Origin of the sequence: Brevundimonas sp., from assembly GCF_023259385.1 — a bacterium.
Taxonomy (GTDB): Bacteria; Pseudomonadota; Alphaproteobacteria; order Caulobacterales; family Caulobacteraceae; genus Brevundimonas.
In genome coordinates this window covers 1-8,140 of sequence record NZ_JAHFPF010000084.1, presented here as the reverse complement: position 1 = coordinate 8,140, position 8,140 = coordinate 1, and the positions used below count along the sequence as shown (strand labels likewise).

8 protein-coding genes are annotated in these 8,140 nt (G+C 68.1%); 5 read left to right on the top strand and 3 right to left on the bottom strand.

Features of this window, described 5'->3' with window-relative positions:
* Positions 1-1,504: ABC-F family ATP-binding cassette domain-containing protein (locus Q0C81_RS08195; RefSeq protein ID WP_291836251.1), on the bottom strand; the 1,504-nt coding region annotated here is incomplete at its 3' end.
* A gap of 83 nt (positions 1,505-1,587) precedes the next feature.
* Here Q0C81_RS08195 and Q0C81_RS08190 point away from each other — a divergent pair.
* Both Q0C81_RS08190 and Q0C81_RS08185 read left to right on the top strand, forming a co-directional pair.
* Positions 1,588-2,166, top strand: coding sequence for a TetR/AcrR family transcriptional regulator (locus Q0C81_RS08190; protein ID WP_291836248.1), 579 nt, complete (start codon positions 1,588-1,590; stop codon positions 2,164-2,166).
* Positions 2,163-2,501 carry an SMR family transporter gene (locus Q0C81_RS08185; RefSeq protein ID WP_291836244.1) on the top strand — a complete coding sequence of 113 codons (339 nt, stop codon included), beginning with the start codon at positions 2,163-2,165 and terminating at the stop codon, positions 2,499-2,501. The genes Q0C81_RS08190 and Q0C81_RS08185 overlap by 4 nt, the downstream gene beginning before the upstream one ends.
* 3 nt (positions 2,502-2,504) lie before the next feature.
* Here the strand turns inward: Q0C81_RS08185 and Q0C81_RS08180 are convergent, their stop codons facing one another.
* Positions 2,505-4,352 (bottom strand): J domain-containing protein, encoded by a 1,848-nt coding sequence (locus Q0C81_RS08180; RefSeq protein WP_291836241.1) that lies wholly within the window; start codon positions 4,350-4,352, stop codon positions 2,505-2,507.
* Positions 4,343-6,049: a molecular chaperone HscC gene (locus Q0C81_RS08175; RefSeq protein WP_291836238.1), complete on the bottom strand. Its 1,707-nt coding sequence runs from the start codon at positions 6,047-6,049 to the stop codon at positions 4,343-4,345. The genes Q0C81_RS08180 and Q0C81_RS08175 overlap by 10 nt, the downstream gene beginning before the upstream one ends.
* 100 nt (positions 6,050-6,149) lie before the next feature.
* Between Q0C81_RS08175 and Q0C81_RS08170 the strand changes: the two genes are divergently transcribed.
* The 3 genes from Q0C81_RS08170 to Q0C81_RS08160 all read left to right on the top strand — a co-directional run.
* On the top strand, positions 6,150-6,605 hold the full coding sequence (locus Q0C81_RS08170) for a YcgN family cysteine cluster protein (RefSeq protein WP_291836234.1): 456 nt from the start codon (positions 6,150-6,152) through the stop codon (positions 6,603-6,605).
* Between the two features lie 171 nt (positions 6,606-6,776).
* Positions 6,777-7,937: a phage portal protein gene (locus Q0C81_RS08165; RefSeq protein WP_291836231.1), complete on the top strand. Its 1,161-nt coding sequence runs from the start codon at positions 6,777-6,779 to the stop codon at positions 7,935-7,937.
* A gap of 2 nt (positions 7,938-7,939) precedes the next feature.
* The coding region (locus Q0C81_RS08160) for a hypothetical protein (protein WP_291836227.1) at positions 7,940-8,140 on the top strand (201 nt) is incomplete at its 3' end.

The window sequence follows — 8,140 nt, the reverse complement described above, 5'->3', positions numbered from 1 at the left end:
TGGCGCCGGGCTGGAGGAACCCGGGATTCTGGCGAATGAAGTCGGTCCAGCCGCCGGGGGTTTCGACGATGTCGCCGCGGCCATTCATCGCGATGGTCGAGGTGGCCAGGCGGTCGACGAAATCGCGGTCGTGGCTGACCAGAATCAGGGTGCCGTCATAGGACTCGAGCAGCTCTTCCAGCTTGTCGAGCGTGTCCATGTCGAGGTCGTTGGTCGGCTCGTCGAGGACCAGCATATTGGCGGGCTTGGCCAGAGCGCGGGCCAGCAGCAGGCGGTTGCGTTCGCCGCCCGACAGCGTCGAGATCGGCTGGCGCAGCTGGGCCTCGGAGAAGAGGAAGTCCTTGGCGTAGGCGGCCACATGCTTGGATACGCCGCGCACCAGGATGGAGTCGCCGCCGCCGGGGGTGAGGGCGTCCCACAGGGTCATGTCGGATTTCAGGCCCTCGCGGGACTGATCAAGATAGACCGGGTCGAGATTGGCGCCGAGGCGGACGCTGCCCTCGTCGGCCTGGAGTTCGCCCAGCAAGACCTTGACCAGCGTGGTCTTGCCCGCGCCGTTGGGACCGACGATGGCCAGTCGGTCGCCGCGGATGACACGGGTGGTCAGGTTCTTGAAGATGACGCGATCACCGAACCGCTTGCTGACGCCCTTGAGGTCGGCGACCAGTTTGCCGGAGGTGACGCCGCTGTCGACGCCGAGCTGGAGCTCGCGCGGCAGGTCCTTGACCCGATCGGCGCGGTCGGCGCGCATGGCCATCAGGGCGCGGGCGCGGCCCTCGTTGCGGGTGCGCTGGGCGGTGATGGAGCGGTAGAAGGTGTAGGTCTCGGCCTCGATCTTCTTGGTCAGGCGGCGCAGCGACTCCGCCTCCTCTTCCATGACCTTGTCGGCCCAGTCGTCGAAGGCGACGAAGCCCTTGTCGAGCGTGCGCACGCGGCGACCTTCGAGCCAGTGCACCGACTGGGTGACGCGGTTCAGGAAGGCGCGGTCGTGGCTGACGACCAGGACGGAGAAGCGCGCGGAGAGCAGTTCGCTCTCCAGCAATTCGATGGCCAGGATGTCGAGGTGGTTTGTCGGCTCGTCGAGCAGGAGCAGGTCCGGCTCCTCGGCGAAGGCCTTGGCCAGCGCGGCGCGGCGGGTCTCGCCGCCCGAAAGATTGACGGCGGGCTTGTGTGCGTCGAGACCGAAGGTGGTCAGCCAGCTTTCGGCGGTCCAGGGCTGGGCGCCGCCCGAGGCGGCGTAGTCGAGCAGGGTCTCGCCCGCGATGTCCGGCTCCTGCGGGACATAGGCGAAGCGAACGCCGGCCTGGACCGAGCGGTCGCCGGCGTCGGGCTCGATGAGGCCCATGACCATCTTCATCAGGGTCGACTTGCCCGCCCCGTTGCGGCCGACGAGGGCGGCGCGGGTGCGCGGCTCGATGGCCATGTCGACACCGTCGAACAATGGGCGTTGACCGTCCTGAAGACGGACATCCTTGAGAGCGACGAGGGGGGGACGGGCAGCCATGGCGGGCCATATAGAGGAGGGGGCGGCGCATCGCCACGGCCTTGCGCGATTGACCCTTACCGTCCAGCCGGTATGTAAGGCGAATGGACATCAAGACACGCCGCCGCGCGCCCGACACCACCCGCGCCGAGATCATGGACAAGGCGCTGGAAGTCGTCGCCGAACTGGGGCCGCGAGGCTTCACTCTGGACGCGGTCGCGGCGCGCACCACGGTCAGCAAGGGCGCGCTGCTTCATCATTTCCCGACCAAGATGGCCTTGCTCGAAGGCGTGGTGGACTATCTGGGCGAGATGTTCAGCGCGTCGATCCTGGATGAGGCGGCGCGCGATCCGGAGCCATACGGACGGCTGGCGCGCGCTTACCTGCGCGTGACGATCAACGATGCGGTGACTTCGGAAGACGTGAGCATCGGGCGAGCCATCCTGGCCGCCTGCGCCATCGAGCCGTCCCTGCGCGAGCGCTGGTCGACAGCGACGGCTCCGGTGCGAGCGGACGATCCGACCGACCCGGTCGGGGCGGATGACGCCCTGCTGTTGCGACTGGTGGCCGACGGCCTGTGGATGTCGGACATCTTCGGAGTCTACGACGTATCGCCGGACCAGCGCCGGGCGCTGCTGTCGCTGCTGACGCCGGGCCATACCCTGATGGAGACGGCGCGATGAACCCGCTGACCTGGGCCGCCCTGGCGGGCGCCATCGGGCTGGAAGTGGCGGGGACGACGATGCTGCAGATGTCGCAGCAGTTCACCCGGCCGTGGCCGACGCTGGGGATGGGCGTCTGCTACCTGATCGCCTTCTACCTGCTGTCGATCGCGCTGAAGCAGATTCCCGTCGGGCTGGCCTACGCGATCTGGAGCGGGCTGGGCGTGGTGATGATCGCGGCGATCGGGGCAGTGCTGTTCAAACAGAAGCTGGATCTGCCGGCCATCGCCGGGCTGGCGATGATCGTCAGCGGCGTGCTGGTGATCAACCTGTTCTCCAAGTCGGTCAGTCACTGACGATCAGGCCAGCGCGCCGGGTTTGCGCTTCTTGCGGCCAGGCTCGGGAAGGAAGGCGGCGGCGCCGGTGATGACGCCCGCGATCACCAGCCAGACGGCGAAGGCCGCAGGAGCGGTCTTCGCCATTGCTTCCCCGAAGCCCGAGACGAACAGGGCGCCGAACCAGCCCGTCGTGAGCCAGATGCGCCGGAACTGGAATGCGGGGCCGAAGCGATCCGTCGCCAGGGCGCGATCCATGAAGGCGAAGCCGCAGACCAGGCCGACAGCGAGGCCTGGCGCGCCGGTCCGGGCGGTGAGGACGGCGAGGCCGCCCACCACGACGGCGCCGACGATCAGAACCAGGGAAGTCAGACGCTGGCGATCCGGGCTCTGGTAGAGCCATTCCTGTACGATGGCGTGGCCGCCGAAGCGGAAGACCAGGGTCGCGCTGACCATGGCGGCGATCAGTGTCGGCTGCGAGGCGGAGGCGGGCAGGGAGAGAACGTAGAAGAGGATCGGGACGACGCCAATGAATTCGGAGATCCGGTAGCGGGACATGGGCGGAGGCGGGATGTGGGCGGTGACGATCCGCGCCCAGGCGACGAGGCCCAGTCCGGCCAGCAGGATCCCTGGCCACAGCCAGTCCATGTTGGAGAAGAAGGGGGCGACTGTGAGCAGGGCTGCGGCGGCCGGGGCCCAGCCCAGGCGCTTCCACAGGGGGGCGTCCCACGGATAACGATCCGCCCATTCACGGGCCGGCTTGAGCACGCCGTTGACCCAGGCCGCGCCGATCCCGGTCATGGCGGCCAGGGCGACCACCCAGGCAGCGAGGATGTTGAGCAGGGCCGTCGGACCGAACGCGCCAGTGCTGACCGCGATCAGAGCCAGGATCGGCGGTACGATCAGCAGGCTGAGCAGGAAGAGGGCGCTGAACCGGGGATGGGCCAGACGCGCCCGCCAGGTCGCCACGGCGTCGGGGTCGAGATGGCTGTACAGGTCCGGAAGGTCGTGGGCGGCTCGGGCGAGCAGATCGGTCACCTGTCGCGACAGGAACGGATCAAGCCGGTCGGCGATGCGACGGAACAGGGTCTGCTTCGTTCGCAAGGCCTTCCAGGCGTCGTGGCCGACGGTCATGGGCCGGGCCAGCCGTTCTATGATGAGGGCCGTCTCGCGGCGCTGCAGGACAGGCTGGGCGTGGGACATGTCCACGCCGACCCGTCCGCTGTCCCAGCCGAAGAATTTGACCGCTGACTCGATCAGGCTGTCGGCCGCCGGGCCGCCGCGGGCGATGGCGTGGGCCAGCCAGTACTCGGTGTTTGCATGAACTCGCAGCGAGTCCATCGCGGGCGAGCGGAAGATGCGCAGCATGATGCCGAGCGCATCGCCGGAGGGCGCGGTGGTCTGGCGAAGCAGGCCTTCAAGTTGGTCGCACAGGGCGGCGTGCGCCGCCAGCCGGGCCTTTTCGGCCTCCAGCTCGGCGGCGATCTCAGGCGACAGCTTCGGTTCAGGCGCGGACGGTGGAGGGGCGACGTCCCACCGGTCTGTCCCGGCGTCGTTCCAGCCTTCACCCGAGTCGGCCTCAGGCTCCGTCCAGCGGTCCGCATCGTCGTCCGCCCAGCGGTCGTCGGAAGCAGGCGCATCGATGACCGTTTCGGCCTTTTTCTTGCGCGGCTTGCGCGCAGGGGGGACGGCCCAGCCGCGGCGGGCCATGTCGAGGGCGCGTTCATAGGCCTCGCGCAAGGCCTGAAAGCCTTCGGCGTCGTCTTCGGGATGGACCTCTTTCAGACGGCGGGCGTAGGCGCGGCGAACCTCGCGCTCGTCATTGGTCGGCTCGAGACCGAGAATGGACCAGATGGTTCCGCCTAGAGCCACGTCTGGCCCTCGAACTGGTCGAGGACGGTGGTGAGCTGGCCGATGGCGTGCTCGATCTCGCGCGGGTCCTGGCCTTCGACCACCAGTTCGAAGCGGGTGATCTGGTCGCCGAGGAACTGGCGCGTTTCGCCGAGTGCATCCTCGTAGCAGCGGTGGCCGCGGGCGAGGACGGTCTTCACCGCATCGGAATCCCGCGGGTGCTGCTTGAGCGCAGCGAGCGCGGCGCGGCGCTTCTCGAAGTCCGGTGCGGCGGCGACATCGTCATCGACGATCATCAGCTGACGGGTCTCACCGGTCTTCATCACCGTGACGTCGACCTCGAGCAGGCCGTTGATGTCATAGGTGAACCGGACATCGGTGGCGCCGTCCTCAGCGCGGCCGCCGGCGAGGGGGACTTTGATTTCGCCGAGGTGGACGTTGTCGACGACATGGCGCGACTCCCCTTGATAGATGCGCAGGATCAGCTCGCGCTGGTGATCACGCATCGGGGCGTAGTTTTGTGTCCGACTGGCCGGAATGACGGTGTTCCGCTCGATAATCGGCGAGAAGATGCCGTCGATGATGCGTCCGCCCGGACCGCGCTCGGCGACCTCGACCCCCAAGCTGTAGGGGCAGACGTCGGTCATGACGACTTCCTTCAGGGCCACGTCGCGGGACTTGAGCCCGGCCTGGACGGCGGCGCCAAGGGCGACGGCCTCGTCCGGATTGACGGCGTTGGCGGGGAACCGGCCGAACATGCGAGTGATGGCCTTGCGGACCACGGGCATGCGGGTCGAGCCGCCGACCAGAATGATTTCGGACAGGTCCTCGGAGCGGATGCCCACGTCGCGCAGCGAGCGCAGTACCGGATCGCGCAGGCGGTTGAGCAGGCCGGTGCAAAGGATTTCGAACTCTTCGGTGCTGATCTGCCGCTCGATCGCCTGGTCCTTCCAGACGATGGACATGGTGGCCGAGGAGCCCTCGGTCAGCGCGCGGCGGGTCCGCTCGGCGGCGACGCGGATGCGTTCGCGCAAGGTGGGGTCAGCGCGGTCCTTTTCGCTGATGTCCTTGCCCGCGGTGCGGCGGAATTCCTCGATGAGGACATCATTGAAGTCCTCGCCGCCCAGACGATTGTCGCCGGTGGAGGCCCGGACCTCGATCACGCCCTCGAAGATTTCGAGCACGGAGACATCGAAGGTGCCGCCGCCGAGGTCGAAAACCAGGAAACGGCTCTCATTGCCGAGTTCGTGAATGCCGTAGGCCAGTGCGGCGGCGGTGGGTTCGTTGAGCAGGCGTTCGACGCGAAGGCCGGCCAGTTCACCGGCGCGGCGGGTGGCCTTGCGCTGCTTGTCGTTGAAATAGGCGGGGACGGTGATGACCGCCTCGGTCACCGGCTCGCCCAGATAGGCCTCGGCGTCGGCCTTGAGGCGGCCGAGAACGAGGGCCGACAGTTCCTCGGCCGTGAAGTCACGTTTGCCCAGGGGCGTCGCGCGGTTGGCGCCCATGTAGCGCTTGAAGGCCGTGGCGGTGTGGCGCGGGTGGGTGGACTGACGCTCCCGCGCGGCCAGGCCGACCATGACTTCGCCCGAGGTTTCATCGACGCTGACGGCCGAAGGCGTCAGGACGTGGCCGAGACTGTTCGGAATCAGCTCCGCCTTGCCATTGCGAAAGACGCCGACCGCGCTGTTGGTCGTGCCCAGATCGATGCCGATGATCACGCGTATCCCCCGAACGCCACTCGATTTTCCCTACCTTGACGGCGGCTTTCGGGGAAGTGCCCCGGCGACACAAGGCCCCGATCGGCGTATGGAGCCGCCGATGACCGCCTTCTGGGAAACCAAGACCCTCGACCAGATGACCCGCGAACAGTGGGAAAGCCTGTGCGACGGCTGCGGTCTGTGCTGCCTAGTGCGGTTCGAGGACGAGGACACCGGCGAGGTGATCCCGACACGGGTGCACTGCAAGCTGTTCGACCCGGTGCGATGCACCTGCTCCGACTACGCCAATCGGAAGGAGCATGTGCCGGACTGCATCAAGCTGACGCCCTGGAACATCGAGGCGCTGGAGTGGATGCCGAAGTCCTGCGCCTATCGCCGCATCCATGAGGGGCGGACCCTGGCGCCGTGGCATCATCTGGTCTCGGGCAGCCGCGAGACGGTGCACGAGGCGGGCGTTTCTGTGCGCGGGCAGACCGTGTCGGAACTGGCGTTGAAAGAGGCTGAAGACGCGCTGGACTTCGAGGCCCCCGAGTGGCGGGAAGAGCGCGGCGTCTGAGGCTGTCGCGAACCTTCGTCCAAACTGGCGCTGAGAAGCGCAGGAAGATCAGCCGCTTGTAAGAAAGAGTCCGCGATCTTCCAACGGTCGGGCGCTGGCGCCCCATACTATTGGCAAGACGGAAAAGACCGGCAGGCGGCGTCCCCCGGTTCCGGGCCAACGGAGATCATCATGCTGAACTGGCGACGGCCCTCCGGGGATCGGCGGCGCGTCGCCGCGCCCGAGATCAAGGACAGCCGGGTCGGCGCCCTGATCGCGTTGGCGGGCGGCGGCCGGGCGCGTTGGACCCCCCGGGACTACGCCAGCCTTGCGACGGAAGGCTTCACCAAGAACCCGGTGGCCTACCGGTGCGTGCGGATGATCTCGGAGGCCGCGGCGGCGACGCCGCTGGCGGTGTTCGCGGGCGGCGTTCGGGCCGACGAGCATCCCCTGGCGGACCTTCTGGCGCGGCCCAATCCCGAGCAGTCCGGAGTGGAATGGCTGGAAGGGGTCTATGGCGCGCTGCAGACGGCGGGGAACGCCTATGTCGAGGCGGCGGGGGATGTGGCGCCGGACGAGTTGTGGTCGCTGCGGCCCGACCGGATGAAGGTCGTACCGGGGCGAAGCGGCTGGCCTGAGGCCTATGAGTATTCGGTGCACGGACGGTCTGTGACCCTGGCGCGGGCGGCGGACGGCTGGATGCCGGTGCTGCATCTGAAACTGTTCCACCCGGTTGACGATCACTACGGCTTCTCGCCGCTGGAGGCGGCCGCCTTCGCCATCGACGTGCACAACGCGTCCGGGCAATGGAACAAGGCGCTGCTGGACAATTCCGCGCGACCGTCCGGGGCGCTGGTCTTTTCGGCGCGGGACGGCGAGCGGCTGACCGACGAGCAGTTCGTTTCCCTGAAGACCCAGATCGACGACCTGCACAGCGGCACGGCGAACGCCGGCCGGCCACTGGTGCTGGAGGGCGGACTGGACTGGAAACCGCTGAGCTGGACGCCGGCGGAGATGGATTTCATCGCCGGGAAACACGCGGCGGCGCGGGAGATCGCGCTGGCCTTCGGAGTTCCGCCGCAACTGCTGGGGATTCCCGGGGACGCGACCTACGCCAACTATCGCGAGGCCAATGTGGCTTTCTGGCGCGGGACCGTGGCCCCTCTGGTGCGCAAGACGGCGGCGGCGTTGACCGGCTGGCTGGGTGGTCGCTTTCCGGACGTGCGGATCGAGCCGGACATGGATGCGGTTCCGGCGCTGCAGCCCGAACGGGAGGCGCTATGGGCGCGACTGGAGGCGGCGAGCTTCCTGACCGACGAGGAGCGTCGGCGCATGGCCGGCGTGGGGGCTTGAGCATGGACGGCGTGCGAAAAATTCCCGTGGCCCTGATCACCGCGCTGGCGGTGCAGACGATCGGCGGCCTGGTCTGGGCGGGCGGCGCGGCGGCGCGGATCGGAACCCTAGAGGATCAGGTCGCCGAACAGAGGCTGGTCGCGGAACGGCTGGCGCGACTGGAGGCCCAGGGCGAGGCGACGCGGGCGGCCATGGATCGGATC